Here is a 24,403-nt window from a genome sequence, read left to right as displayed (position 1 = left end):
GTTGAGGCGCACCGGGTTATTTTTATCGTAATTCGATTACGCATAACGTAATTTGCTCGACAGCGACCGTCAAGCTATAAAGACGCCCATTCGCCTCTGGACCCTGCGCCTCCATGGAAACCCCGCTCAGCAACGGTAAACAGAAAGTCCGCTCGGCCGAAGTCGGCACCGACATCCTCAAGGCCCTGGCCGAACTGTCGCCCTCCACGTCGCTGTCGCGGCTGGCCGAACACGTGCAAATGCCGGCGAGCAAGGTTCATCGGTATCTGCAGGCCTTGATCGCCAGCGGGTTTGCCGAGCAGAACGCCGCTACCAACCACTATGGCCTGGGCCGCGAGGCCCTGCGCGTAGGCCTGGCAGCGCTCAACGGTATGGACGTGCTGCAAGTGGCCGCCCTGCCCCTGGCCGAACTGCGCGACGACTTGAACGAAACCTGCTTCCTGGCGGTGTGGGGCAACCATGGCGCGACCGTGGTACGGATCGAACCCGCCGTGCGGGCCGTGACCGTGGTGACGCAACTGGGTTCGGTATTGCCACTGCTCAGTTCGTCCACGGGGCTGGTGTTCAGCGCTTATCTGCCGGAGCGCGAGACCATCGGTTTGCGCGAGCAGGAAGTACAAGGCACCGAGCACCACGCCCTCGCCGACGATCGCGTTTATGCCGCGTTGTGCGAACAGATTCGCAGTCGCGGCCTGCACCATGTGCATGGCTTGCTGATGCCGGGCGTGGATGCCTTGTCCGCTCCGGTATTCAATGCCGTCGGCGAGGTGAAAGCGGTGATGACGATCGTGGGACCGACCTCGCTGTTCCACGCCGACGAAGACGGCCCGGCGGCGCAACGCCTGTTGGCGGCGACCCGGGCCGTGAGTTGGCGGATGGGGTATGAAGCGAGTCCGGGATCAGCCCAGCAAATCCGGGACAATCCTGATCACTAAATCATTCAGGTGAGAGGTGATCAGTTGCGGATGGAGATAACGCTCTTCGCCGCTGAAGGGAACGGTATAAATCCCCTGGTGACGGCCCTTGGAGTGATAGGGAATCACATCATTCCTGAAGTGGCCCAATAGATACTCAATCAGTTGCTCGGACGACGACACCATGCGCTTGCCGGGGCCGTGCGCAATAAAACTGGTCACGTACACGCCATCCGGATCGACGTTGGGCACGTGGACTTTCAATGCCCCGTGCACATCCTCGACGGACAAGGGCCTGAGGGGACGCGGGGATAAATCCATTGCAGGCTTGTCCGTCAAACTTGCAACAATGTCCGTGACGATTGTCTCAAACGCTATCAAGTCCAGCGTCCTGACCCGGTCCTCGGAGTCTTTCAGAGTGGGAAGAAAACAACGGAGTATTCATAAGGCATCCTTGTCATTTCATCGCCTCGAACTTCCTGTCCGGGCCGTTATTGATTGTGCGGCTGATACAACAGCGCGGCATCTCGATTCAACTGAAGACGCAACTTAGGCTTGAACTTCAGTCTCGCCGTTATACACAGGCCAGCGCGTGACTGTAAAAAAGGCAAGTGTAAGCGCGCGTGAAGTGTCGAATCATTGCATCTAACCCATCACGCCCATGACCTTGGCTTTTGCCACTGCCTGCGTACGCCGCTGCACGCCCAACTTGCTGTGGATTCGCCGCGCATGGGTTTTCACCGTGTGCAACGAAATGAACAGCCGTTCGGCAATCTGTTGGTTTGAATGACCTTGCGCAATCAGCTCCAGGACCTCCAGTTCGCGATGACTGAGCAAGGTGTCCTCGGCGCTGGCGGGCGGCTCGACCTGCTCTGCCGATTGTGCCCAACGTACCAGCTCCGGCTGACGCAAGCGCAGCTCGCACAAGGCTTGCTGGGCCCGCCAGCAAGTGACTCGCTTGAGCCCTTCTTGCAGGAGTATCCGGGCCTGGGAGCGATCGCCGGACAACCAGACAACCTCCGTCAACACCAGCTGCAGTTCGGTTTCCAGGCTGTGCATTTCACTCTGCTGTGCCCGGGCGATCATGGCTTGCAGGCGCGCCTGCGGCTCCTGTGCCCGCTGCAGGTAAACCTCGGCCAGCACCAGCAGGTATTCAAGTCGTGCAATCAATTCCAGGGTCGCGGGAGGCGCATGCTTGGCCTGCGGCCCGTGAAAATGGCGCAAGACGCGGGTCAAGGCTTCATGGGCCAGTTCCGCCCGCCCCTGTTGCAGCCAGAACTGGCAGCTGGTTTGCAGCAACACACCACGGTAAACGGTGTCGGGGATGTGCCGCTGCTGCATGATCCGCTCGGCATCGCGCAGTTGCATGAAGGCCTCGCCATAGTCGCCCTGGTTGGCAGCCAGGCTGGCCTTGCCGAGAAAGCCATAGAGCACTTGTTTGTCCAGGCTGTGCAGGCCCGTTTCCAGGCCCGTTTGAAACTGCTCGGCGGCGCGCTCTTCAAACCCCATGCGCAATGCCAGGCGCCCGCGCCGCAGGGCGATACGCCCCAACAGCGGGGAAAAGTCCTGGCCTGGTTTATCCAGCAGCGCCTGGACGGCGGCCAGCAGATGATCGGCCCGGTGAGGCGCGCCACGTTGTTCCAGGACTTGGGCGTGGTCCAGTTCCAGCAATCCTTCGAATACCAGTGAACCTTGCGCACGCGCCAGGCACAGCGCCTGGCGGTTGATCCGATGCGCAGAAGCCAGTTCGCCTTCAAGCAGCGCCTGCTGCGTGAGCCCACCCAGGCACAGCACCCGTTGAGCCCAGGCCTCGGGGTCCAGGCAGGCCTGGGCTTGGAGGAAGTGCTCGCGCGCCTGTTCGCCATCGCCCGAGAGGTGCAGCAACCAGCCTTGCAAGACCTGCCACCTGGCCAGCAGCTGTCGCTGCCGGCAGGCCGAAGGCTGCGGCATGAACCTGGCCAGTTGCTCAATGCACGTCGACGCCTGGTCGAAGCGTCCGGCGAACAACAGCGCAGCAGTGACCAACCCCACCGATTGCGGCGTACAGAGGGTCAGCGCTTCGCCTTGTTGATCGTGCAGGCCCAGCAACAGCACCACGTTGCGACGCTGCAAGACGTGCTCGAAGCTCAAATGCTGCAAGAAACTGACGGCAGTCTCGAACTCCTCGGCCAACATGGCTTGCTCGAACGCCATTTGCCAATCCTGCTCGGCAGCAAACCACTGGCAGGCCCGTCGATGCCAGGAACGCCCCTGCGGCCAGGGTTCTTCACGTACCAGCCGAGCCAGGGCCGGAAAAATCTGCAACCAGTCCGACGTCTGCTCCCATGGCTCGATGAAACATCCCAGGTCCAGTAGCAAGGGCAAGCATTGCGCGCCCACGGTGTCGCCGAACAGATGCTCGCACAGCCGGGCATTGAAGCGCGGCAGATGCGCCAGCACACGCCAGGCCTGCGCCAGATCCGGGGTCAGCGTGCTGAACAGTTCATACTCCAGGTAGTCGACCAAGGTCCCCGGCCGTCCCGGCGTTGCATGACTGCGCGCCCATTCGCAACGCTCCAACAGCGTGATGCGCACCCCGGCACACCAGCCGCCACTGCGCTGGATCACCTCGTGGGCAGTCCGGGCAGCCTGGGGATCGGGCAGATGACGCAGCAATGGCAGGACATCGTCAGGGGTGAAGAACAATGCCTGTGCATCGAACTCGTGCAACTCGTCATCGAGCAACAGTCGCGGCCAGTTGCAGTGGGGACGGCGGCGGCTATTCAGCCACAGGTGCAACGCCGGACTGCTGGTGTTCAACAGACGGTCGAGCAACTGGTCCAGTTCGGGATTCGGCACTCGGCAGTAGTCATCCAGGAACAACCACGTGGGTGTCTGCAAACGCGCCAGGTGGGCCAGCAGTCCCGCTTCATCGAGCATCGGCAGCCCGAGGGCCTGGGCCAGGCGCTCGCACATTTGCACCGTGCTCAACGCCGCACCCCCCAGTGGCAACCAATGCAGCCGACACCCGGTGGGAGCCTGCAGGAAGCACTCGGCGAACAATGCACTCTTGCCACTGCCCGCTGGCGCGCAAAGCAGTTTTACTCGCGCTTCGGACGTCAGCAGCGGCTCGCTCAGGGACCGCCGCGGCACGTGCGTCGAGGACAGGCGAGGCAACAATCCTGGACGGTCCGGACACGGGGTCATGGCGGTCATGTGTGCAGATCCTGTTTATTGTTATCTCACCACCCTAGTCCTGTGTCGCCGAGCTTTGGAGAAGTATTCAGCGCGCTGATTGGCGCCCATAAAAAAACGACCGGCAGGGGCGCTGCCGGTCGATCACGATCATCAAGTCAGGCACAACCTTGTGGGCAAAGGATTCACTGTGGGAGCAAGGCTTGCCCGCGATGAACGATAACGCGGGCAAGCTTTCGAACAGCGGTGCGGCCATCGCGGGCAAGCCTTGCTCCGACAGATAAATCCCTTTGCCACAGTTATCTTTCCAACAGTCAGACCTTACCGAACCCCGGTCGAACGCAGCGCTGCCGGCGTGTAGTCGGCGGCCCTGGCCTCGAAGCCGTACTCGTAGCTGTGCTTCTCTTCGTTCTTCATGCCCAGGGCGATGTAGCGGCCGGCGATGATGTCGTAGAGCGCCTCGAGGGTGTAGCCCGGGTTCTGATGGTCATAGTAGAACTGGGCATGACCTTCGGCCACCCGCCACAGTTGGCCGCGACCGTCGTAGTGATCCACCAGCGCCGCCTGCCAGCTGTCCTCGTCGAAGTACATGTGGCGCTTGGCATAGATGTGCCGCTCGCTAGGCTTGACCATGCCGACCACTTCCCAGACCCGGTGCAATTCATAGCGAGTCAGGTCCTGGTTGATGTGGCCGGCCTTGATCACATCGTCGTACTTGAGGCTTGGCGAATCGAGCTTGTAGCTGTTGTACGGGATGTACATTTCCTTTTTGCCGACCAGCTTCCAGTCGTAGCGGTCCGGCGCACCGGAAAACAGGTCGAAGTTGTCGGAGGTGCGCAACCCGTCGGCGGCGGTGCCCGGGCCGTCGTAAGCCACTTGCGGGGCACGACGCACCCGGCGCTGGCCGGCGTTGTAGATCCAGGCCAGGCGCGGTTCCTTCACTTGGTCGAGGGTCTCATGCACCAACAGTACGTTGCCGGCCAGGCGCGCCGGCGCAGTCACCTCCTGCTTGAAATAGGTCAATACGTTGCTGGCCTTCTCCGGGTCGGCATCCTTGATCAGGAACGGCACGGCAATTTCTTCTTCAAAGCGGATCGGCGTGAAGCTGCCATTGGTCTGCGGCGTAGCCTGGGTGATGATGCGCCGCAAGTTGCCGCCGTGGTAACGGGTGACGTGGTTCCAGAGCACTTCCACGCCGCTCTTGGGAAGCGGGAAGGCGTAGTAGCGGTTGCCAGTGAAATTGGCCAGGCCATTGCCGTCGTTGATGGCGTTCACGTTGAGGGCGCTGCGCTTGGCCGACTCGTAGATTTCCGGCGGCAGGCCCACGCTGCGGTGGGTCGGATAGACCGGGATCTTGTAGGTTTCCGGGTAGCGCTTGAACATCGCGACCTGGCCTTCGGACAGCTTGTCCTTGTACTTGTCCACGGTCGCGGCGGTGATGGTGAACAGCGGTTTTTCATTGGCGAACGGATCGGCCAAAAAACCCTTGCTGTCCACGGCACCGGCGTTTTTCGGGATACCGCCGGTCCAGGCCGGAATCGAGCCATCGGCATTGCCGGCTTTTTCCGCGCCCAACGGCGTAAGGCTGGTACCCAGTTTATTCGCTTCATCCGGCGAGACCGCCGCCATCACGTTCGCGGCCAGCAGGCTCAGGGCCAGGGCACCGCATTGCAGGATCATCTTGCGCATTGGGTTTTCCTTGTCAGCCAGATCAGAAGTTCACGCCGAAGCTCAACGCGAGGAAGTCGCGGTCTTCGAGAACGTTGTAATCGCCGCCAAAAAAGTCGGTGTAGCTCAGGCTGGCGGTGTAGGTGTTGCGGTAGTCGGCATCGACACCGACGCTGATAGCCTTGGCGCCTTCGTTGAATAAACCGTTAGGGCCATAACCGGCCACGTCATGGGACCAGGACACATTGGGCTTGAAGTTCACACCACCGATCACGTTGGAGTAATCGAGAATCGCCCGGGCGCGATAGCCCCAGGAAGTCGAAGTGACAAAACCATCGGTGTCACCTCGGAAGCCATATTGGCCATAGACCGAATCTCGGCCGTAACGCAGCTTGTCCTTGGACTCCAGGCCCCCGACATGCACCACCGCCGCCTCGCCGACCAGGGTCAGGCGATCGGCACCCAGTACCTGATCGACAAAATGCGTCAGGGTGCTCTGGACCTGAGTGATTTCCTTGCGCCGGTAGCCGGTGTTGTCCGCACCCGGCGTGGTCGCGATGGGCGACGCCGCGCCACCGGCAATCGGGTTGACCAGGGCCAGGGTCAGGTCGTTGGTATTGACCTGCACCGGTGCGTTGGGGCGGTAGCTGATTTCCCCGGTCCAGGCGGTGCCGGTGGGCAGCGTGGTGGAGAAACTGGCGCCGTACAGGCGGATGTCTTCGGGGTATTCAAGGTAATACTGACCGCGTCCCAGCATGACGCTTTGCGCCAGGCCGCTGCCGCTGCCTGGGGCCAGAACGTTGGCAATCGAGATCATTCCCGGCAAGGCTGCCAGCGTAGAGGAACCTGCGGTGATGGTGCCAACAGTAGGCGTGCGGCTGTGGTAATTCATGAAGTAGAGGCCGTACTCGGTATCATCGCCGAGCCAGCGCAACGCGGTACCCCACTGGCCGGAGTCACGGGCATCGCGGTCGCCACTACGGGGAATGACCACGCCTTCGCTGGACACCTGGATGCCCTGGCCGAATGCCTCGGTCAATGGCACGAACGGCGCAATCGCCGGGCTGCCCACGGTGTAGCCACTGGTGCAACCATCGGCAACCACGTCATTGCCGAAGAAGGTGCCGCAGTTATCCACAACCGTCTGGTCCCACTCCAACTGGTAGAAACCTTCGACGGTGAGCTTGTCGGTCAGGCCCTGGGAGGCGAACAGCATGTTCACCGGGATCAGGCCTTCCTTGATCTCCGCACCGGGACGACGGAACGCGGACACATCCACCGGGTTGATGCTGTTGATCGAGTTGCCGATGAAGGTACTTTCCCCCCAACTGACCACCTGCTTGCCGGCGCGCACGGTGCCCGGCAAATCGGCGATGGAATAGTTGTGATAGACAAAAGCATCGAGAATCTGCGCCCCTGAGGACTTGGCGCCTTCCTTGCGATTGCTGTCGCTGATGTCCTTGAACTCGCGGTTCTCGTCCTTTAGCTCGAAGTCATACCAGTACTTGCCGCGCACGAACACGCCGGTATCGCCGTACTTGAGTTCGAGGTCGTGCAGGCCTTTGAAGATTTTGGAAAAGGTCTCGCCTTTCTTGAAATTCAGCCGCCCATCATCACCGGTGGAGGATTGGCCGCGACCGCCGTTGACCGTGCCAACCAGGTCCTTGTCGGCATCGCGCATGCCCCAGCTTGCGCCCACGGACAACGACGAATCGAACTGACCCTCGATCTCGCCAATGTTGAATGAAACGGCCTGCGCCTGGGCACAGCAACCCAAGGCCACCGCGACGGCCAGCGCCTGCGGCTTGAAGATGGCGCGCATTGTTATTGTTGTCATGCGTCTTCCCCGGTGAGTGACAGAGGCTTCACCCTACTGCCGCGCGCCATGGGCGATAAGCGCACCAAGGAGGTATTCGCGCTGTACCTAAAAAGGATTACAGCCCATGCGGGACGGGCCTTTGCGCCGTGCATGGATGGACTGGATGATGGGTCATCAGCGCCGCGCATACTCATGCCCAGTATTCGACTGTTACGCGCCCTGCAACGGTGCATGTCCGGATCCGGGCTGTTTCCCGCAAGGCTCGATGCCTATGCTGGCCGGGCTTTCAGGGTAACGGGCCTGCAAGCACAGCCTCATGGCATCCCTCATGCCTGGCACACCGTCTTCGGATGGATTGGCGTCTCGGTCCATCATCCCGTGTTTACCGACGTTGGTTTGTAGCTCCTTTGCAACGTCACGCTTAGGCCGCTGCTTTTTGCAGCGGCCTTTTTTATGTGGTTTATTTTCCCCGGATGAGTTTTTCAGGCGGTTGTTTAGTTATCCAAGAATCGCTTCTACCTTCTTACTTCTATGAACAATCAATTCCTAGACATCCAAATGCCTGCTCCTACAACAAAGCAGGAAACTCACTACAAGCCCATGAAAAATCCACTGGTAGGCTGAAAGTCAGTCGCAGCATTCTGCTTCGATTTTAACTTAGTGAAGTTTCCACGATGCCAATCAACTACAACAGCTATCGATCAAAAAAAGGCTACAACAGCCGAATTCGTTTCCTGGTTTTCCATTACACCGCAGCTAACTTCTCATCCTCCGTCAACGCGCTGACCGGCGCCTCCGTCAGTGCCCACTACTTGATTCCGGACATCACCGACCCAAGCTATTTGAACGCGGGTTTCAACGACCAACAGATTTTCAACCTGGTGGACGAAAACCAGCGCGCCTGGCACGCAGGAGTGAGCAGTTGGGGTGGCCGAACCAATCTGAATGACACTTCGATTGGCATTGAAATCGTCAATCGCGCCACCGATAACCAAGGGCAGTTCAGCTTCCCGCCGTATCAATCCCGGCAGATCGAGGCGATCGAAGTCGTGGCGCTGGACATCCTCAAGCGTTATCCCGACATCAGCCCCGTCAATGTGGTGGGGCATTCGGACATTGCCGCTGGCAGGAAAAGCGACCCGGGCCCGATGTTTCCCTGGCAGGCGTTGTACGCCAAAGGCATCGGCGCCTGGTTTGATGAGCCCACGCAGAAGGCGTACAGGGAGGTGTATCAAGGCAACGGATTGCCGACTCGTGAACAACAACTTGGACTGTTCAAGAAGTATGGCTATGACACGTCGGCCGCCACGACGGACACAGGTTTCCAGCGCCTGGTGCGCGCCTTCCAGTTGCACTTCCGTCCGGCCAGATATGACGGGGTGATGGATATTGAGACCGCCGCGAACCTGGCGGCCTTGGTGAAAAAGTATTGCCCATGAGCACGGTTGTCGCGGCTGACGGCAACCGGCCCGGGCAATGAAACCTAAATGGCGTGGCGTTGCAGATTCGCCATCATTTCCTTCAGCGCTTCCAGGTTGTCGTTCGGGTGTACGGCATTTTCGAAGTCGCAGATCTGCTGCCAATGGGCGGCGACGTCTTCGGGTGAAAAACCTTTGCGCGGATCGAAGCCCGCCCCCAGGCTGCGCTCCCAGCGCACCTTGCCCATCCAGCCGCCGCCCACTTCGAACAGGCCGGAGGTTTCCTGGCAGGTCTCACTGGCCAGGTACACCACCAGCGGGCTGACGAGTTCGGGCTTGAGTTGTTCGAATACCTGCGGCGGGATCAGGCCTTCGGTCATGCGCGTGCCGCCGGTGGGGGCGATGGCATTGACCAGGATGTTGTTCTTGCGGCCTTCGATGGCCAGGGTCCGCGTCAGGCCATAAAGGCCGAGCTTGGCCATGCCGTAGTTGGATTGGCCAAAGTTGCCGTAGATGCCGGAGGTGGAAGCGGTGAAGATCACCCGCCCGTAGTTTTGCTCACGCAGGTGCGGCCACGCGGCGCGGGTCACCTTGTAGGCACCCTCGACGTGGACGCGGTAGACCAGGTCCCAATCGGCGTCGTCCATTTTGTGGAACGTTTTGTCCCGCAGGATCCCGGCGTTGTTGACCACCACATCGACGCGACCGAACGCGTCCAGGGCATTTTGTACCAGTTTGTCGCCATCGGTCACCGAGTCGTGGTTGGCCTCGGCGATGCCACCCGCCTTGCGGATTTCGGCGACCACCCGGTCTGCTGCCGAGGCGTTGGCCCCTTCCCCTTGAGCCGAGCCGCCAAGGTCGTTGACCAGCACTTTCGCGCCTTGTCTGGCGAACAGCAGCGCATGGGCGCGGCCCAGGCCCCCGCCGGCTCCCGTGACGATCACGACTTTATCTTCGAAGCGCACAGACTCACTCATGGCAGAACTCCAGCAGGCGGACAGGACAATGGGCACGAGTGTCCGGCACAAGTTGGCCGGTCACAATCAACACGGTTGCAAGTGAATGGTGGCCGATAAGGTGAGGGGATGATGCAGGCCCAGGCCACGGCGGCACATTCGATTTCCGGCGCCGCTATCGCGAGCAAGCTCGCTCCCACAGGGTGTCGTCATGAACAGGCCATTTGTCTGCGCGGCGCGACGATGGCTTCGCGAAACGCCAGGTAATGCTGGAGTACCTGCACCGGCGCCTCGGTGTGTGGGTAATGACCGATGTCGGGCAACAACACCGTGTCCGGGTTCGGGATCAGTGCCTCGTAGCGCGCCACCATGTGTTCACCGGAAATCGGGTCGACCGCGCCGTCAATCACCCGCAACGGCACGTCGCCGCGCCGCATCGCCTGCACCCAACGATCACGCTGCACGCGGCGTTCGGGAATATAGGCGATGAGCTTGTGCATGATCCGCGGGCCACGATGGGCTTCTATCAGGCTCCAGAAATCATCCAGTTCGCTTTCAGTGGGGCCGGTCCTGGGACCGAAAATACGCCGAAAGCTACTGACCAGGCTTTCCCGGGAGAACGCCCGCCCCAGCAGCCAGCCCAGGGGGCTGAGCAAGAGTTTCTGGGCCCAGACCGGACGATGGGTTTCCGGGAACAGGCCGCCATTGAGAAAGACACAACTGGCGAGGCGGATGCGCGCTTCGTAGTGCCGCGCCAGCAGCTCCTGGGCCACGCTGTCACCGTAATCGTGGGCCAGCACATGCAGCGCGCCCCTCACATTCAGGTGCGCCAGCAAGGCCTGTTGCAGATCGGCTTGCTCCAGCAGGCTGTAGACGTGATCCGTCGGTTTGGCGGAGTCGCCGAAACCGAGCATGTCACACGCGATCACCCGGTAGCGTTGCGCCAACGGTTGCCATAGGTAATGCCAATCCCAACTGGCGGTGGGAAAACCGTGGATCAGCAGCAGCGGCTCGCCCTGCCCGGCCACCCAGTAACGGATGGCATGACCACGGAACATGAAGATCTGGCTGCGCTGGCGCCAGATACGCAGGGGAATCTGGGCCAGGGCCATCAACTTCTATACCCGGCATCTTGTTGATCGAGCTTGCGCAATAACGCCGGCCAGGCCAACGCGCCGCCCATGCCCTGGGCGCTTTTGGTCACCCCGGCGATCATCGCCCGGGCGCCAGCCAGGATCTGCGGTTCGATGGCAATCAGCTCGGCCCCGCCGCTCTGCGCCAGGACCTGGATGTCACAGGCCCGTTGAAAGGTGAACATCATCAGGAAAGTATCGGCGATGGTCCCGCCGCAGGTCAGCAAGCCATGGTTGTGCAGCATCAGGAAGTTGCTCTCGCCCAGGTCCGCCTGCAGGCGAGCCTTTTCTTCGTGATTCAAGGCCACCCCTTCGTAGGCGTGATAGGCCAGGCTCGACAGCACGAACAGCGATTGCTGGCTGATCGGCAGCATCCCCTGCTTCTGGGCCGATACCGCCACCCCGGCTGCCGTGTGGGTGTGCAACACACAGGCCACATCATGGCGCACCTCATGCACCGCGCTGTGGATGGTGTAGCCGGCCGGGTTGATCTCGTAGGGGCTGTCCATCAACTTGTTGCCGGCCTGATCGACCTTGACCAGGCTCGAGGCGGTGATTTCATGGAACATCATCCCGAACGGGTTGATCAGGAAATCCTCGGTACCGGGAACCTTTGCGGAAATATGGGTGAAGATCAGGTCATCCCAACCATGCAGCGCGACAAGCCGATAACAGGCGGCAAGGTCCACCCGGGTTTGCCATTCGGCCGCACTGACCTGATCCTTGATGCTGAGTGTCGTTTGGATGGGCGCTACGCTCACGGCTCTGACCTCTGGTTTCTTATATGTCTCGATCGAAACGTCGTACGCAAGAAAATCAGTCTAGTCAGCTCTTTCAGAGGCGGTAGTTGCGTTGGCAGCCAGCTTACTGGCCGAACGAGTCAGCGCATCCGCTTCAAGGGCGCAACGTATCGATCAACTCAGCGAGCCATGGCTCGGCGTCGGTTTCCGGCGTGACGCTTTCGCTGGCATCCAGACGCAGCATCGGCAGCACCTCGCGTACGCCCAATTCGACGAACAGCTCGCACATCTGCTCGCCACCGGCGCAGAAGGTATCCCCATAGCTGGCGTCGCCCAGGCCGATCACCGCGCCAGGCAAACCGCGAAAGAATCCGGGCAACTGGTCGCGGATGACCGAATACAACGGCATCAGATTGTCCGGCAACTCCCCCATACCGGTGGTGGAAGTCACTGCCAGCACGGCCTCTGGTGCGAATGCCTGCACATCCGCCAGGGTCGCACGCGGGTCGTGCCAGGCTTCGAAACCTGCCTCGCGAAGCAGTTTGGCGGCGTGCCGGGCGACTTCTTCGGCGGTGCCATACACCGAGCCGGAAAGAATGGCGACTTTCATCAATCTGATCCTGAACCTGAAAAAAGAGCCGGAATAGTAACAGTTGCACCTGTCCGGCTGCGAATGGCTCTCAACGGCCCCAATGGCCAGTGGACAGCCTATCGATTTCTTTTAGAATGCTGATCCTACAAGGATGTTCAAAGGGTTCTCCCCATGATCAACGCTCAACTGATGCAACTGGTCATCAATGCTTCGAACGACGGGATTGTCATCGCCGAAAAAGAAGGTGAAGACAATATCCTGATCTACGTGAACCCGGCCTTCGAACGATTGACCGGTTATCACCGCGACGAAATCCTTTATCAGGATTGCCGATTCCTGCAATCGGGTGATCGGGACCAGCCTTCGCTGGAGCTCATTCGCAAAGCCTTGAAAGAGGGTGGTGCCTGTCGTGAGGTGCTGCGCAATTACCGCAAGGACGGCACGCCGTTCTGGAATGAGTTGTCACTGTCCACGGTAAAAAACCAGGCTGACGGGCATACCTATTTCGTGGGTGTGCAAAAAGACGTCACGACCCAGGTCAAGGCTCAACAACGCGTCGCCCAACTGGAAAAGGAGCTGGCCGACGCACGGGAGACCATTGCCCGACTCGAAGCGACGAACGGTTCAAACAAACCCACGAATTAATGGTCAGTCACTACAATCACCAGTGAACACGTAAATTATCATTTCGAGCAGATCATGCAGCGCGATGCCCTCCTGACGCAGGATGAACTGGATTTCATCCGGACCATGCAACACAACCCGCAGCTGAACGAGCGGGATGTCACGTCGAGCTTGCTGGTAAACGGTGGGTCGCAGATCCGTGACTTGCTGACACGTCTGGCGGCAAATGAGCAGGTTACGCTGCAAGCCAGTTTCGAAAACCAGCAAATGACCTTTCCGCTGCATCTGGTGGAAGACGAATTCCATGCGATGCACCTGCGCCTGGGTGTGCCGAGCATCTACGAAGACGGACCGAAGATACGCCCATGGCGCCTGGCGCTCGAAGAGCCGGTGGCGCTGGAAAATATCAAGGGTCAGCCGGGACCGCTGTGGGTCCACGAAGTCTCCTGCAAAGGCGTATTGGTAGAGAACCGCAGTCGGACCAAACCGCCGAAGCAGTTTGCCTTGTGGTTCAGCCCATCAGGCTACGAGAGAATTTCGTTGCGAGGCAGCTTCGAACGGGAAACCGATCGCGGTCTGTTTGCCTACCACCTGAACCAGAATGACCAGGACGAGACGGAGCGCCTGCGCCAGTACATCCTGCAGCAACATCGCCTGACCCATCCAACCATGCATCTCTAGTGTCCTGTTTCGCAAATACGTTTCTTTTTGACAATGTGATACAGGACACTCCATTCAGGTATCCAGATTGCCCGCAATGAATTGACGCAGGCGCTGGCGCATCACTGTCCCCTCACTCCCCAGACAACCGATCGAGGACCCGACAAGGCTCTCCTGTGCCAGATCGGATGCTTCACCGGCCAGCATCAACGGGCAATCCAGGCTCATTGCCAACTTCCCCAAGCGTTTAGGTAGATCGGCCGCTGGCGCATGATTGGAAACCAGCACCAATGCCACCGGCTGGATCTTCTGGCACACCAGGGTCAGTTCCTCGAACGGCAGGCCGATCGACAACAGCCTGACGCCGACTTCCGCCTTGGACAGGAACAGCCCTGTAACCAGCAACTCCAGTTCATGGCAATGATCGGCAATCGCGCAGACCAGAACACGCGGCGACGCACCTTCGCGCTTGAGCAAGAGCCGCTGGATGATGCGCGAACGCAGGAAACCATCAAGAAACACCCATTCGCTGGCTTGCCCGAACGTCTGCTGGCGTTGCAATAGCTGTCGCCAAAGCGGCATCAGGATGTCCTGGAAGACGATTGGCACGGTATAGGTGGAAAAGACCTGCCCGTAGACGCGATCCAGCTCCACATCGTCAAAGTTGCTAACCGCGTCCGCCACCTGTTGTTGCCAGCGGGCATGATCGGCCCTGACCAGATCGGAGGAGATCAGCGTGGAGACCGGTTGCACCGACTCGGTCTTCGCCAGGATCTTTCCCACTTTGCTGACGGCCACCCCGCGCTCTATCCAAGCCAGGATGCTGCGCACTTTTTCAATATCGCCCAACGAGTACAGGCGATGCCCGCTTTCGGTGCGGGTAGGTTGGATCAAACCGTAGCGCCGCTCCCAGGCGCGCAGGGTCACGGGGTTCACGCCGGTCATGCGCGCGACTTCGCGAATGGGAAACAGGTCTTCCCGCTTCAAGGCACCTGATGCCTGGAAAACGAAGCCATCCTCTGTGATCACACTCATTTTGGCAGGCAATTCCGACTGGCAAATTGGATCCTAGTTTACCCCTCCCAGGACATGTCATGACAAGGATAAACGTACTCGATGTGCGGTTTTGTTGTTTTATGCGCAATCGGGAATAATCCTTGCCTGTTTTTTGGCGACCAGACGCTACCCACCACCCCGGGGCGTCCCTCGCGAACCTCCTACCCGGAGTGCCGCGCCTGTCTTACGGAGATACATGATGTCTACCTCACCCGTCACCTTGATGGTTGCCCGCCGCGTCGCCAATGGACGCTATCAGGACCTGATCGCCTGGTTGCGCGAAGGCGAACAACTGGCAACCGACTTTCCCGGCTACCTGGGTTCCGGCGTGCTCGCCCCACCGCCCGAGGACGATGAATTCCAGATCATCTTCCGTTTTGCCGACGAGCAGACGCTGCACGCCTGGGAACACTCGGCCTCGCGCACGGCCTGGCTGGGACGGGGCAGCGATCTGTTCGCCCATCCCTCCGAACACCGGGTGCGTGGCATCGATGGCTGGTTCGGTGCGGTCGGCCAGCGTCCTCCACGCTGGAAACAGGCCGTGGCCATCTGGCTGGCGTTCTTTCCCGTCTCGCTGTTGTTCAATTTCCTGTTGGGGCCGCTGCTGGGCGAACTGGGCCTGTTGAGCCGCGTACTCATCAGCACGCTCATGCTGACACCGCTGATGGTCTACCTGTTTATCCCGATGTCGACCCATCTGCTGGCGAACTGGCTCAACAGTGCACCGCAGCGGACGTTGCCGACTACGCAGAATCATTGAAGCCGCCAGCCCAGACTCATGGGCGACAAAAAACCTGTGGGAGCGAGCTTGCTCGCGATGAGGCCGGTATATCCACACCAGGTGTTGGCCGTCAGTCCGCTATCGCGAGCAAGCTCGCTCCCACAGGGGAACTCTGGATTCACCTTTGGACATAGGAGGCGCCCCGCGTCGCTGTTATAGTTTTGCTCTTGCCGTGAACCGAGCCGTCCTATGTCCAGCGCCACCGCTCCGATCCTGATCACTGGCGCAGCCCAGCGCGTCGGCCTGCATTGCGCCCGGCGATTGCTGGAAGACGGGCAACCGGTGATCGCGACCTACCGAACCGAACGCCCCGGTGTGCAAACGTTGCGGGACCTGGGCGCGGTCGTGCTGTTTGCCGACTTCTCCAGCGAAGCGGGGATCCTGACCTTTATCGAACAACTCAAGCAGCACACCGACCGGCTGCGGGCCATTGTGCACAATGCCTCGGCCTGGCTGGCCGAAGACCCGGGCAGCGAAACGGCGGCCTTCAACGCCATGTTCGGCGTGCACATGCTTGCGCCTTACCTGATCAACCTGCACTGCGCCGAGCTGCTGCAGCGTTCAGCCCCAGCGGATATCGTGCACATCAGCGATGACGTGACCCGCAAGGGCAGCGCCCGGCATATCGCCTATTGCGCCACCAAGGCCGGCCTGGAAAGCCTGACCCTGTCGTTCGCGGCGAAGTTCGCCCCGGCGATCAAGGTCAACGGCATCGCCCCGGCCCTGCTACTGTTCAACCCCGAAGACGACGCGGCTTACCGCGCCAAGGCCCTGGCCAAGTCCGCGCTGGGCATCGAACCCGGCAGCGAAGTGATCTACCAGAGCCTGCGTTATCTGCTGGACAACCCTTATGTCACCGGCACGACCCTGACCGTCAACGGCGGGCGGCACGTCAAATAGCCTTGTTTCGAGGATGCACCATGACGCTATCCCTGCCCCAGAACTACCGCGAGATCCTTATAGGCCTGGGGGAAAACCCCGAGCGCGAAGGTCTGCTCGATACCCCGGTCCGTGCCGCCAAGGCCATGCAGTACCTCTGCCATGGGTATGAACAAAGCGTCGAGCAGATCGTCAACGGCGCGCTGTTCGCCTCTGACAGCGATGAAATGGTGATCGTCGCCGACATCGAACTCTATTCACTCTGCGAACATCACCTGTTGCCCTTCATCGGCAAGGCCCATGTGGCTTATATTCCTACGGGCAAGGTCCTGGGGCTGTCGAAAATCGCCCGGCTGGTGGACATGTTCGCCCGCCGCCTGCAAATCCAGGAGAACCTGACCCGGCAAATCGCCGACGCGGTGCAGCAGGTCACCCAGGCCGCCGGCGTGGCGGTGGTGATCGAGGCCCAGCACATGTGCATGATGATGCGCGGTGTCGAAAAACAGAACTCGACCATGAACACCTCGGTGATGCTCGGCGCCTTTCGCGATTCCAGCACCACGCGCCAGGAGTTCCTGCAATTGATTCGACGGAGCAATTAAATGCCACAACTTCAGCCAGCCATGGCACGCATCAAGGTCAAGGACCTGCGTCTGCGTACCTTCATTGGCATCAACGAGGATGAAATCCTCAACAAGCAGGATGTGTTGATCAACCTGACCATCCTCTATGCCGCCCAAGAGGCGGTGCGCGACAACGACATCGACCACGCGCTGAACTACCGCACCATCACCAAGGCGATCATCGCCCACGTGGAAGGCAACCGTTTCGCCCTGCTCGAACGCCTCACCCAGGAATTGCTCGACCTGGTCATGGCCAACGAATCGGTGCTGTATGCCGAAGTCGAAGTCGACAAACCCCACGCCTTGCGATTTGCCGAGTCGGTGTCGATTACCCTTGCGGCAAGCCGCTGAGCGGCACGTTTTCAGCGGCGAGCTTGAAGCGGTAAGCTTGAGGCCACCGCAATCCATCTTGCAGCTTGAAGCCCAGCGCTTGCAGCTGCCCGTCAGGGAACACCATGAACGACCAACAACGCCTCGAACTCGAAGCCGCCGCTTTCCGTCGGCTGGTTGCCCACCTGGACAGCCGCAAGGATGTGCAGAACATCGACCTGATGAACCTCGCCGGCTTCTGCCGCAACTGCCTGTCCAAGTGGTACAAGGCCGCCGCCGATGAACGCCAGGTCGAGGTCAGCCTCGACGACGCCCGCGAAGTGGTCTACGGAATGCCGTACGCCGAGTGGAAAGCCCAATACCAGAAAGAAGCCAGCGCCGAACAACAGGCGGCGTTCGCCAAAGGAAAACCCGATGCCTGATCTCAATACCCTGCGTGCCCGCCTCAAGAGCGGCGAACATGCCTTCGCCGACACCCTGGCCTTTATCGCCGCCGGTTACGACTACCAGCCCCAGGCCTTCGACAACGGTGGCGTGCACAACGCCGCCGGGCAGAACGAAGGTTCGTGCAAGACCCTGGGCCTGGCGCTGCTCGAAGGCTTGAGCGATGAAGAAGCGCTCCTGGCGTTCGGCGAACATTACCGTTCGGTGCTGGCCACGCCCGAAGGCAGCGATCACGGCAATATCCGCGCGCTGATGGCCCATGGGCTGGCCGGTGTGACGTTCGAGGCACAGCCGCTGCAGCGGCGCTGATCCACAGATTCTTGCAGCCCTCTTCTGTGGCGAGGGCATTCATCTGTGGGAGCATGGCTTGCCCGCGATGGGCGCGCCGAGGTTTAACAGCAGCTGAACCGCGTTATCGTTCATCGCGGGCAAGCCATGCTCCCACAGGTCTTCCTCCCGCAAATAAATCCTCCCGCTCCACATCCCGACTTTTAAGATTGACCCGGCAACTTTATTTCGTTTGCCGGGCCCCTCTGCTCGCGGCTTAGATAATGGAAATTTCTCCACCGTCCGAGCCGTCATCCATGAGCAGCGAAACCATCAGCCAATCGATCTCCATCGTGCATCCCGTCAGCCTCAGCCACGGCAAGAATGCCGAGGTCTGGGATACCAACGGCAAACGCTACATCGATTTCGTCGGCGGCATCGGTGTATTGAACCTCGGCCATTGCCATCCGCGCATCGTCGAGGCGATCCGTGAACAGGCCACCCGGCTGACCCATTACGCATTCAACGCCGCGCCCCATGCGCCGTACATTGAATTGATGGAACGCCTGACGGCGTTTATCCCGGTGGATTATCCGGTCAGCGGCATGCTCACCAACAGCGGCGCCGAAGCGGCGGAGAACGCCTTGAAGATCGTACGCGGCGCCACGGGCCGTACCGCCGTGATTGCGTTTGATGGCGCCTTTCACGGCCGCACCCTGGCGACCCTCAACCTCAACGGCAAGGTCGCGCCTTACAAGCAGAAAGTCGGCGTTCTGCCCGGGCCGGTGTACCACCTGCCGTACCCCAGCAAGGACAACGGCGTCACCGGCGAAGAAGCCTTGAAGGCCATGGAGCGGCTGTTCAGCGTCGAGATCGACGTGAATGACGTGGCCTGTTTCATTGTCGAGCCGGTGCAGGGCGAAGCCGGCTTCCTGGCGATGGACGTGCCCTTCGCCCAAACCCTGCGGCAGTTCTGCGACGATAAGGGCATTGTGCTGATCGCCGATGAAATCCAATCGGGCTTCGGCCGCACCGGCCAGCGCTTTGCCTTCTCGCGATTGGGCATCGAACCGGACCTGATCCTGCTCGGTAAAAGCATTGCCGGCGGCGTGCCCTTGGGCGCGGTGGTGGGACGCAAGGCGCTGCTGGACAACTTGCCCAAGGGTGGCCTGGGCGGCACCTACTCGGGCAACCCCATCGCCTGCGCCGCCGCCCTGGCGACCCTGGATGAAATGACCGACGCCAACCTGCACACCTGGGGCTCGCAACAGGAGGAGGCGATCGTCAGCCGCTACCAATCCTGGCGCAGCCGTGGGCTGACACCCTACCTCGGCCGCCTGACCGGCGTCGGCACGATGCGCGGCATCGAGCTGACCCACGCCGACGGCACCCCGGCTTCCGCACAACTGACACAACTGCTGGCCCTGGCGCGGGAATCGGGGTTGCTGCTGATGCCCAGTGGTAAATCGCGGCACATCATCCGGCTGCTGGCGCCGTTGACGACCGAGGCGGCCGTGTTGGAGGAGGGCCTGGATATCCTGGAGGCGTGCTTGGCGAAGCTGGCCTGAACACGGTCCTCCTGACCGCACAGAACCCTGTGGGAGCGAGCTTGCTCGCGATAGCGTCAGGTCAGCCAACATCGATGTTGACTGATACACCGCCATCGCGAGCAAGCTCGCTCCCACAGGGGTTCAGCAGCAGGTATCCACCCATGAAAAAACCGGCCGAAGCCGGTTTTTTTGTACCCGCCGAATCAGAACGAAGCGTTCTGCAAGCCATCCAGGTAGCGCTCGGTGTCCAGGGCTGCCATGCAACCGGCACCGGCCGAGGTGATCGCCTGGCGGTAGACGTGGTCGGCCACGTCGCCGGCCGCGAAGATACCTTCGACGCTGGTGGCGGTGGCGTTGCCGTCGCGGCCGCCCTTGACCACCAGGTAGCCGTCCTTGAGTTCCAGCTGGCCTTCGAACAGCGAGGTGTTCGGGGTGTGGCCGATGGCGATGAACACGCCGTCAACCTTGATCTCGTCGAAGCTGCCGTCGTTGTTCTTCAGGCGGGCACCGGTCACGCCCATGTTGTCGCCCAGCACTTCGTCCAGGGTCGCGTTGAGCTTGAGGATGATCTTGCCTTCGGCGACGCGGGCATTGAGCTTGTCGATCAGGATCTTCTCGGCGCGGAAAGTCTCGCGACGGTGGATCAGGGTGACCGTGCTGGCGATGTTGGCCAGGTACAATGCTTCCTCGACCGCGGTGTTGCCGCCACCGACCACTGCCACAGGCTTGTTGCGGTAGAAGAAACCGTCGCAGGTGGCGCAGGCGGAAACACCTTTGCCCATGAAGGCTTCTTCCGACGGCAGGCCCAGGTAACGAGCGCTGGCACCGGTGGCGATGATCAGGGCATCGCAGGTGTAGGTCGCGCTGTCGCCGGTCAGGGTGTACGGCTTGGCGGCGAAGTCCACGGCATTGATGTGGTCGAAAACGATCTCGGTCTCGAAGCGCTCGGCGTGCTCCTTCATGCGTTCCATCAAGGCCGGGCCAGTCAGGCCGTGGACATCGCCCGGCCAGTTGTCGACTTCGGTGGTGGTGGTCAATTGACCGCCGGCCTGCATGCCGGTGATCAGCAGTGGCTTGAGGTTGGCACGGGCCGCATAAACCGCAGCGCTGTAACCGGCAGGGCCGGAACCGAGAATAATCACTCGCGAATGACGCACTTCAGACATGACCTGCTCCTGTTGACCGGACCTTGCGGGCCGGAACGCCGGGTGAGCGGCGTGAATAAAAAAGGACCGTTGACGCACTTGGGGAAGGCTTGGGTTCGACGGTCCTGGAAAAGAATGGGTGCAGCGTATCGAGGGAGCGAAGATTAAGGAAATACGGTTTAACAATCCAGCTCATAGGTGAGCTCTATCCCCAGCGGTCCCTTCAATAGGTGCCTTCGCCTCAAGAAACGTTGTTACACGCCATGTCGCCGCTTTCCCGGGCGGGGCAAAGCCGGTAAGGTCGGCGCGTTCACCTTCGCTCGGAGCCACCTATGCCCGCCCCCGTCCTGTCCGGCCCGCAATATTTGCGAGAGGGCCTCAAGCTGGTCTTGAGCCCGGGCCTGCGCTTGTTCGTACTCTTGCCCCTGGCGATCAACCTGGTGCTGTTCGTCGGATTGATTTACCTGGCCGGCCATCAGTTCAGCCTGTGGGTCGATACGCTGATGCCGTCGCTGCCGGACTGGCTCAGTTTCCTCAGCTATGTGCTCTGGCCGCTGTTCGTGGTGCTCGTCGTGCTGATGGTGTTTTTCACCTTCACCATGCTCGCCAACGTCATCGCCGCACCGTTCAACGGCTTTCTTGCGGAAAAAGTCGAAGTGGTCATCCGTGGCACCGACGACTTCCCGGCCTTCAGTTGGGCCGAGTTGATCGCCATGATCCCGCGAACCCTCGGCCGGGAAGCGCGCAAGCTCGGCTATTTCCTGCCCCGCGCCCTGGGCTTGTTCGTGCTGTCGTTCATCCCCGTGGTCAATCTGGTGGCGGCACCGCTGTGGCTGCTGTTCGGCGTGTGGATGATGGCGATCCAGTACATCGACTACCCGGCGGACAACCACAAGCTGGGCTGGAACGAGATGCTCGCCTGGCTGCGGGAAAAACGCTGGCAGAGCCTGGGCTTTGGCGCCAGCGTGTACCTGGTGCTGCTGATCCCGGTGGTCAACATCCTGATGATGCCGGCAGCGGTGGCCGGCGCGACGTTGTTCTGGGTCCGTGAGCAAGGCGCCGAGACCGCGTTGGCCCGCCAGGGCTGAGCCGGTCACAAATCCATCATCTTGTCGTCACAATGACGAAATGGCCCCGGTCGACACTGGGGTCATGACCACACCTCTGCACATTACCCTGATCACCGAAACCTTCCCGCCGGAAATCAATGGCGTGGCCAATACCCTGGGCCGCCTGTACGACGGCCTGCGCGCCCGCGGGCATCAGGTCGAGCTGATACGGCCGCGCCAGGTCGATGACCAACGCCAGGCCAGTGACGGGCAATTGCTACTGTGCCGGGGCTGGCCGTTGCCGGGCTATCCAGGTTTGCAGTGGGGCCAGGCGTCGATGCACAAACTGCTCAGGCGCTGGAAACGCCATCGTCCAGACGTGCTGTACATCGCCACCGAAGGGCCGCTGGGTTTGTCGGCACTGCGCGCGGCACGACGCTTGGGCATCTCGGTGGTCAGCGGCTTCCACACCAATTTCCAGCAATACACCCAGCAATACGGCCTCGGGCTGTTGAGTCGCGTGCTCACCCATTACCTGCGCTGGTTTCACAACCGCTCCAGCCTGACCCTGGTGCCCAGCCTCAGCCAGCGCCTGGAACTGGAGCGACGCCATTTCGAGCGCGTGGCGCTGCTCTCGCGCGGCGTGGACAGCCAACTGTTTCATCCGGTCAAGCGCTCGACGAGCCTGCGTGAGGCGTGGGGCCTGGGCGACGATGACATCGCCGTGATCCACGTCGGACGCCTGGCTCCGGAGAAAAACCTCGGGCTGCTCAAGCGCAGTTTCGCCACGCTGTGCAGCGCTTTCCCGGGGCGACGGATGAAATTGGTGGTGATCGGCGACGGCCCGCAGCGCTCCGCCCTGGAGCAGGAACTGCCCGAAGCGATCTTTTGTGGCTCGCAACGCGGCGAGGCGCTGGCCAGTCATTATGCGTCCGGGGATGTGTTTGTCTTTCCGAGCCTGACCGAAACCTTCGGCAATGTGGTGCTGGAGGCGCTGGCGTCCGGGCTGGGCGTGGTGGCCTACGATCAGGCTGCGGCGGCCCAACACATTCGCCACGGCTACAACGGCGTGCTGGCAATGCCGGGGGATGAGGAGGCGTTCTGCGATGCCGCCCGTTGGCTGCTGGAAGAGCGCGAGACTTTGCGTTGCGTGCGGCTCAATGCGCGCCAGCATGCCAGTCGCCAGGGTTGGGCATCGGTGATCGAGCAGTTCGAGGCGCAGTTGCGGGGGGTTTGCCAGGTCGAATCGTCGCTGCCCCAGGCAGTGTCGCAGCGCTGAAAAGCATCGCGGGCAAGCCTTGCTCCCACAGAGTTGTCAGTCGTTCACGCACAATGTGTTCGCTGAAGATCAATGTGGGAGCAAGGCTTGCCCGCGATGAGGCCCAACAAGGCGCCGCTTAAACCAGGGTCATCAACGCCTCGCGACTGAACGGCAAGATATCCTGCTCCCGCCCTTCGCGCACTTTCTGCGCCCAGTCCGGATCCACCAGCAGCGCACGCCCCACCGCCACCAGGTCGAACTCGTCGTTGTTCAGGCGCTCCATCAGTTTTTCCAGGCTGGCCGGTTGCGCGACTTTGTCGGTGTTGACCATGAACTGCAGGAACTCGCCGTCCAGGCCGACGCTGCCAACGGTGATGGTGGGCTTGCCGGTGAGCTTGCGGGTCCAGCCGGCCAGGTTCAGCTCGGAGCCTTCAAACTCCGGCTCCCAGAAGCGCCGTGTCGAGCAGTGGAAAATATCCACGCCGGCGTCAGACAATGGCTTGAGGAATTCGCCCAGGGTTTCAGGGGTCTGCACCAGACGCGCGGTGTAGTCCTGCTGTTTCCATTGGGAGAAGCGGAAAATGATCGGGAAACCCTCGCCCACCGCCGCGCGCACGGCACGGATCAATTCGATCGCAAAGCGCGAACGGTTGGCCAGGCTGCCGCCGTAACCGTCGGTGCGCTGGTTGCTGCCTTCCCAGAAGAACTGGTCCACCAGATAGCCGTGGGCACCGTGGATTTCCACCCCGTCCATGCCGATGCCTTGAGCGTCTTTTGCCGCCTGGGCGAACGCGGCGATTACCTCGTCAATGTCCGCCTGGGTCATACCGTGGACCACCACCTGGCCGTCCTTGAGCTTTTCGGTCGGGCCATAGCCCGGCACGCTGGCGTCCGGCTCGGTGCCGATGCGTCGCACACTGCCCACATGCCACAGCTGTGGAACGATCTTGCCGCCTTCGGCGTGTACCGCATCAACCACTTTCTTCCAGCCGGCCAACGCGGCGTCGCCATAGAAATGCGGCACGTTCGGGTAGCCGTTGGAAGCCTTGTGCCCCACCGTCGTGCCCTCGGTGATGATCAGGCCGACCCCGGCCGCCGCGCGGCGACGGTAATACTCGATGACCTTGGCGTTCGGAACGCCGCCCGGCGAAAACGAACGGGTCATTGGCGCCATCACCACCCGGGTCGGCAACTCGAGCGCGCCGAGGTGGAAAGGTTTGAACAGGGCTTTTGCAGGCATGAGGCACTCCACGGGACAAGGTCGCAGGTCGATATGACGACGATAATATGTGGAGTCCGAGGCGCTCGGTAGCACTATTG

The 24,403-nt window shown here is 61.0% G+C and carries 25 protein-coding genes; 13 read left to right on the top strand and 12 right to left on the bottom strand.

Annotation, left to right across the window (positions count from 1 at the left end; all coding sequences use genetic code 11):
* The first annotated feature begins 113 nt into the window (after positions 1-113).
* Positions 114-935 carry an IclR family transcriptional regulator gene (locus tag AB4O09_RS06265; protein WP_003205431.1) on the top strand — a complete coding sequence of 274 codons (822 nt, stop codon included), beginning with the start codon at positions 114-116 and terminating at the stop codon, positions 933-935.
* Here AB4O09_RS06265 and AB4O09_RS06260 read toward each other — a convergent pair.
* The 5 genes from AB4O09_RS06260 to AB4O09_RS06240 form a co-directional block, all read right to left on the bottom strand.
* Positions 900-1,235: a hypothetical protein gene (locus tag AB4O09_RS06260; RefSeq protein WP_146002229.1), complete on the bottom strand. Its 336-nt coding sequence runs from the start codon at positions 1,233-1,235 to the stop codon at positions 900-902. The two genes, AB4O09_RS06265 and AB4O09_RS06260, sit on opposite strands and share 36 nt — an antisense overlap.
* Before the next feature lie 324 nt (positions 1,236-1,559).
* Positions 1,560-4,109 (bottom strand): LuxR C-terminal-related transcriptional regulator, encoded by a 2,550-nt coding sequence (locus tag AB4O09_RS06255; RefSeq protein WP_460108026.1) that lies wholly within the window; start codon positions 4,107-4,109, stop codon positions 1,560-1,562.
* Positions 4,110-4,176: 67 nt separating this feature from the next.
* Positions 4,177-4,344: a hypothetical protein gene (locus AB4O09_RS06250; protein ID WP_155252599.1), complete on the bottom strand. Its 168-nt coding sequence runs from the start codon at positions 4,342-4,344 to the stop codon at positions 4,177-4,179.
* A 65-nt stretch (positions 4,345-4,409) separates the two neighbouring features.
* Positions 4,410-5,777: a DUF1329 domain-containing protein gene (locus AB4O09_RS06245; RefSeq protein WP_460108023.1), complete on the bottom strand. Its 1,368-nt coding sequence runs from the start codon at positions 5,775-5,777 to the stop codon at positions 4,410-4,412.
* Positions 5,778-5,799: 22 nt separating this feature from the next.
* Complete coding sequence (locus AB4O09_RS06240) at positions 5,800-7,593, bottom strand: DUF1302 domain-containing protein (RefSeq protein WP_003205436.1); 1,794 nt, start codon at positions 7,591-7,593, stop codon at positions 5,800-5,802.
* A gap of 656 nt (positions 7,594-8,249) precedes the next feature.
* Here AB4O09_RS06240 and AB4O09_RS06235 point away from each other — a divergent pair.
* Positions 8,250-9,014, top strand: coding sequence for an N-acetylmuramoyl-L-alanine amidase (locus tag AB4O09_RS06235; RefSeq protein ID WP_003205438.1), 765 nt, complete (start codon positions 8,250-8,252; stop codon positions 9,012-9,014).
* A 44-nt stretch (positions 9,015-9,058) separates the two neighbouring features.
* On the opposite strand, the gene AB4O09_RS06230 is transcribed toward AB4O09_RS06235, so the two are convergent.
* The 4 genes from AB4O09_RS06230 to AB4O09_RS06215 form a co-directional block, all read right to left on the bottom strand.
* A complete protein-coding gene (locus AB4O09_RS06230) occupies positions 9,059-9,970 on the bottom strand; it encodes an SDR family oxidoreductase (RefSeq protein WP_003205439.1) in 912 nt (303 codons plus the stop codon).
* Between the two features lie 188 nt (positions 9,971-10,158).
* Entirely contained in the window at positions 10,159-11,061 is a 903-nt protein-coding gene (locus AB4O09_RS06225) for an alpha/beta fold hydrolase (RefSeq protein WP_003205441.1), read from the bottom strand.
* Positions 11,061-11,843 (bottom strand): class II aldolase/adducin family protein, encoded by a 783-nt coding sequence (locus AB4O09_RS06220; RefSeq protein ID WP_003205442.1) that lies wholly within the window; start codon positions 11,841-11,843, stop codon positions 11,061-11,063. Before AB4O09_RS06220 ends, AB4O09_RS06225 begins: the two co-directional genes overlap by 1 nt.
* A gap of 133 nt (positions 11,844-11,976) precedes the next feature.
* The gene (locus AB4O09_RS06215) at positions 11,977-12,432 is read right to left on the bottom strand and encodes a flavodoxin (protein ID WP_003205444.1); all 456 of its coding nucleotides are present in this window, start codon (positions 12,430-12,432) and stop codon (positions 11,977-11,979) included.
* 153 nt (positions 12,433-12,585) lie between these two features.
* On the opposite strand from AB4O09_RS06215, the gene AB4O09_RS06210 reads away from it, so the two are divergent.
* The gene (locus AB4O09_RS06210; RefSeq protein ID WP_003205446.1) at positions 12,586-13,059 is read left to right on the top strand and encodes a PAS domain-containing protein; all 474 of its coding nucleotides are present in this window, start codon (positions 12,586-12,588) and stop codon (positions 13,057-13,059) included.
* Positions 13,060-13,113: 54 nt separating this feature from the next.
* Positions 13,114-13,719, top strand: a complete 606-nt coding sequence (locus tag AB4O09_RS06205) for a hypothetical protein (RefSeq protein WP_003205447.1) — start codon at positions 13,114-13,116, stop codon at positions 13,717-13,719.
* A 54-nt stretch (positions 13,720-13,773) separates the two neighbouring features.
* Here the strand turns inward: AB4O09_RS06205 and AB4O09_RS06200 are convergent, their stop codons facing one another.
* The gene (locus tag AB4O09_RS06200) at positions 13,774-14,733 is read right to left on the bottom strand and encodes a MerR family transcriptional regulator (RefSeq protein ID WP_003205448.1); all 960 of its coding nucleotides are present in this window, start codon (positions 14,731-14,733) and stop codon (positions 13,774-13,776) included.
* Between the two features lie 220 nt (positions 14,734-14,953).
* Here AB4O09_RS06200 and AB4O09_RS06195 point away from each other — a divergent pair, with 220 nt between their 5' ends.
* The 7 genes from AB4O09_RS06195 (at position 14,954) to AB4O09_RS06165 (ending at position 19,646) form a co-directional block, all read left to right on the top strand.
* Positions 14,954-15,514: an antibiotic biosynthesis monooxygenase gene (locus tag AB4O09_RS06195; protein ID WP_003205450.1), complete on the top strand. Its 561-nt coding sequence runs from the start codon at positions 14,954-14,956 to the stop codon at positions 15,512-15,514.
* 210 nt (positions 15,515-15,724) lie between these two features.
* Positions 15,725-16,435 carry a dihydromonapterin reductase gene (gene folM / locus AB4O09_RS06190; protein WP_003205452.1) on the top strand — a complete coding sequence of 237 codons (711 nt, stop codon included), beginning with the start codon at positions 15,725-15,727 and terminating at the stop codon, positions 16,433-16,435.
* A gap of 20 nt (positions 16,436-16,455) precedes the next feature.
* Complete coding sequence (gene folE, locus AB4O09_RS06185) at positions 16,456-17,016, top strand: GTP cyclohydrolase I FolE (RefSeq protein ID WP_003205453.1); 561 nt, start codon at positions 16,456-16,458, stop codon at positions 17,014-17,016.
* Positions 17,017-17,388, top strand: a complete 372-nt coding sequence (gene folX / locus AB4O09_RS06180; RefSeq protein ID WP_003178065.1) for a dihydroneopterin triphosphate 2'-epimerase — start codon at positions 17,017-17,019, stop codon at positions 17,386-17,388.
* A 104-nt stretch (positions 17,389-17,492) separates the two neighbouring features.
* Entirely contained in the window at positions 17,493-17,789 is a 297-nt protein-coding gene (locus AB4O09_RS06175) for a DUF1244 domain-containing protein (RefSeq protein WP_003205454.1), read from the top strand.
* Positions 17,782-18,120, top strand: a complete 339-nt coding sequence (locus tag AB4O09_RS06170) for a HopJ type III effector protein (RefSeq protein WP_003205456.1) — start codon at positions 17,782-17,784, stop codon at positions 18,118-18,120. The genes AB4O09_RS06175 and AB4O09_RS06170 overlap by 8 nt, the downstream gene beginning before the upstream one ends.
* 275 nt (positions 18,121-18,395) lie before the next feature.
* Positions 18,396-19,646, top strand: coding sequence for a 2-aminoadipate transaminase (locus AB4O09_RS06165; protein ID WP_460108018.1), 1,251 nt, complete (start codon positions 18,396-18,398; stop codon positions 19,644-19,646).
* A 185-nt stretch (positions 19,647-19,831) separates the two neighbouring features.
* Here AB4O09_RS06165 and trxB read toward each other — a convergent pair whose 3' ends face one another.
* Positions 19,832-20,794: a thioredoxin-disulfide reductase gene (gene trxB / locus AB4O09_RS06160; RefSeq protein WP_003205459.1), complete on the bottom strand. Its 963-nt coding sequence runs from the start codon at positions 20,792-20,794 to the stop codon at positions 19,832-19,834.
* Between the two features lie 311 nt (positions 20,795-21,105).
* Between trxB and cysZ the strand changes: the two genes are divergently transcribed.
* Positions 21,106-21,861 carry a sulfate transporter CysZ gene (gene cysZ, locus AB4O09_RS06155; RefSeq protein WP_003205460.1) on the top strand — a complete coding sequence of 252 codons (756 nt, stop codon included), beginning with the start codon at positions 21,106-21,108 and terminating at the stop codon, positions 21,859-21,861.
* 40 nt (positions 21,862-21,901) lie between these two features.
* A complete protein-coding gene (locus tag AB4O09_RS06150) occupies positions 21,902-23,101 on the top strand; it encodes a glycosyltransferase family 4 protein (protein ID WP_003205462.1) in 1,200 nt (399 codons plus the stop codon).
* 118 nt (positions 23,102-23,219) lie between these two features.
* On the opposite strand, the gene AB4O09_RS06145 is transcribed toward AB4O09_RS06150, so the two are convergent.
* Positions 23,220-24,323 carry an NADH:flavin oxidoreductase gene (locus tag AB4O09_RS06145; RefSeq protein ID WP_460052815.1) on the bottom strand — a complete coding sequence of 368 codons (1,104 nt, stop codon included), beginning with the start codon at positions 24,321-24,323 and terminating at the stop codon, positions 23,220-23,222.
* Between the last annotated feature and the right edge of the window lie 80 nt (positions 24,324-24,403).

Source organism: Pseudomonas sp. H1_F01, from assembly GCF_054681425.1.
The sequence above is the reverse complement of the archived record's forward strand: the minus strand, read 5'-3'. Positions and strand labels throughout refer to the sequence as shown.

Bases quoted from the DNA above. Each gene is read 5' to 3' on its own strand.
- AB4O09_RS06265 (WP_003205431.1), top strand. From the start codon at position 114: ATGGAAACCCCGCTCAGCAACGGTAAACAGAAAGTCCGCTCGGCCGAA.
- AB4O09_RS06260 (WP_146002229.1), bottom strand. From the start codon at position 1,235: ATGGATTTATCCCCGCGTCCCCTCAGGCCCTTGTCCGTCGAGGATGTG.
- AB4O09_RS06255 (WP_460108026.1), bottom strand. From the start codon at position 4,109: ATGACCGCCATGACCCCGTGTCCGGACCGTCCAGGATTGTTGCCTCGC.
- AB4O09_RS06250 (WP_155252599.1), bottom strand. From the start codon at position 4,344: ATGGCCGCACCGCTGTTCGAAAGCTTGCCCGCGTTATCGTTCATCGCG.
- AB4O09_RS06245 (WP_460108023.1), bottom strand. From the start codon at position 5,777: ATGCGCAAGATGATCCTGCAATGCGGTGCCCTGGCCCTGAGCCTGCTG.
- AB4O09_RS06240 (WP_003205436.1), bottom strand. From the start codon at position 7,593: ATGACAACAATAACAATGCGCGCCATCTTCAAGCCGCAGGCGCTGGCC.
- AB4O09_RS06235 (WP_003205438.1), top strand. From the start codon at position 8,250: ATGCCAATCAACTACAACAGCTATCGATCAAAAAAAGGCTACAACAGC.
- AB4O09_RS06230 (WP_003205439.1), bottom strand. From the start codon at position 9,970: ATGAGTGAGTCTGTGCGCTTCGAAGATAAAGTCGTGATCGTCACGGGA.
- AB4O09_RS06225 (WP_003205441.1), bottom strand. From the start codon at position 11,061: ATGGCCCTGGCCCAGATTCCCCTGCGTATCTGGCGCCAGCGCAGCCAG.
- AB4O09_RS06215 (WP_003205444.1), bottom strand. From the start codon at position 12,432: ATGAAAGTCGCCATTCTTTCCGGCTCGGTGTATGGCACCGCCGAAGAA.
- AB4O09_RS06210 (WP_003205446.1), top strand. From the start codon at position 12,586: ATGATCAACGCTCAACTGATGCAACTGGTCATCAATGCTTCGAACGAC.
- AB4O09_RS06205 (WP_003205447.1), top strand. From the start codon at position 13,114: ATGCAGCGCGATGCCCTCCTGACGCAGGATGAACTGGATTTCATCCGG.
- AB4O09_RS06200 (WP_003205448.1), bottom strand. From the start codon at position 14,733: ATGAGTGTGATCACAGAGGATGGCTTCGTTTTCCAGGCATCAGGTGCC.
- AB4O09_RS06195 (WP_003205450.1), top strand. From the start codon at position 14,954: ATGTCTACCTCACCCGTCACCTTGATGGTTGCCCGCCGCGTCGCCAAT.
- folM (WP_003205452.1), top strand. From the start codon at position 15,725: ATGTCCAGCGCCACCGCTCCGATCCTGATCACTGGCGCAGCCCAGCGC.
- folE (WP_003205453.1), top strand. From the start codon at position 16,456: ATGACGCTATCCCTGCCCCAGAACTACCGCGAGATCCTTATAGGCCTG.
- folX (WP_003178065.1), top strand. From the start codon at position 17,017: ATGCCACAACTTCAGCCAGCCATGGCACGCATCAAGGTCAAGGACCTG.
- AB4O09_RS06175 (WP_003205454.1), top strand. From the start codon at position 17,493: ATGAACGACCAACAACGCCTCGAACTCGAAGCCGCCGCTTTCCGTCGG.
- AB4O09_RS06170 (WP_003205456.1), top strand. From the start codon at position 17,782: ATGCCTGATCTCAATACCCTGCGTGCCCGCCTCAAGAGCGGCGAACAT.
- AB4O09_RS06165 (WP_460108018.1), top strand. From the start codon at position 18,396: ATGAGCAGCGAAACCATCAGCCAATCGATCTCCATCGTGCATCCCGTC.
- trxB (WP_003205459.1), bottom strand. From the start codon at position 20,794: ATGTCTGAAGTGCGTCATTCGCGAGTGATTATTCTCGGTTCCGGCCCT.
- cysZ (WP_003205460.1), top strand. From the start codon at position 21,106: ATGCCCGCCCCCGTCCTGTCCGGCCCGCAATATTTGCGAGAGGGCCTC.
- AB4O09_RS06150 (WP_003205462.1), top strand. From the start codon at position 21,902: ATGGCCCCGGTCGACACTGGGGTCATGACCACACCTCTGCACATTACC.
- AB4O09_RS06145 (WP_460052815.1), bottom strand. From the start codon at position 24,323: ATGCCTGCAAAAGCCCTGTTCAAACCTTTCCACCTCGGCGCGCTCGAG.